Source organism: Stenotrophomonas sp. YIM B06876 (genome assembly GCF_030711595.1).
Lineage (GTDB): Bacteria > Pseudomonadota > Gammaproteobacteria > Xanthomonadales > Xanthomonadaceae > Stenotrophomonas.
Map to the genome: position 1 here is coordinate 1 of NZ_JAUJUJ010000349.1, position 864 is coordinate 864.

The 864-nt window shown below is 63.9% G+C and carries 1 protein-coding gene; it reads left to right on the top strand.

Translation table 11 applies throughout. The features are described from left to right. Positions 1 to 864, top strand: an 864-nt coding sequence (locus QZH66_RS17215) for an aldehyde dehydrogenase family protein (protein ID WP_305807064.1), incomplete at both ends; no start/stop codon positions are given.

Genomic DNA, 864 nt, shown 5'->3' on the forward strand with positions numbered 1-864 from the left:
GGGCGCTGTCGGAAATCATTGTGCGAGCCGGCCAGCTGCCTCCCGGCACCTTCAATCTGGTGATGGGGCCCGGCTCCAAGGTGGGTCAGGCCCTGGTGAGTTCGCACAAAGTGCGTGCGCTCAGCTTCACCGGTTCGACGGGCACCGGCCGCAGCATCGGATTGACCTGCATGGAGCGTGGCGCCAAGGTGCAGCTCGAAATGGGGGGCAAGAACCCGCTCGTCGTCCTCAATGATGCCGATCTGGACCTTGCCGTCACGGTGGCCCTGCAGGGCAGCTTCTATTCCACCGGCCAGCGCTGCACTGCGTCCAGCCGCCTGATCGTTCAAGAGGGGATTCACGACCGTTTCGTTGCAGCTCTAGCTGCGCGCATGGCCGCGCTCCAAGTCGGACATGCCCTGGAAGCTGATACCGACATCGGCCCCGTGGTGTCGCAAGACCAACTGGATCAGGATCTTTTCTACATTGACCTGGCCCAGCAGGAGGGGGGGTGTCTGGTGGCAGGCGGGGAGCGGTTGCAACGCGCCACGCCGGGCTACTACCTCTCGCCGGCCCTCATCACCGAAACGCATAACGCCATGCGTGTGAACCGGGAGGAGATCTTCGGTCCAGTGGCTACGGTCATCCGCGTCAAGGATTACGAGGAAGCGCTGATCACCGCCAACGATACGCCGTTCGGTCTGTCCTCCGGCATCTGCACCACGTCGCTGAAGCACGCCACCGACTTCAAGCGCCGCTCGACCGCCGGCATGGTGATGGTGAATGTGCCAACGGCCGGCGTGGACTATCACGCCCCCTTTGGCGGTCGCAAGGCCTCCAGCTACGGTCCGCGAGAGCAGGGCACCTACGCGCGCGAGTTTTACA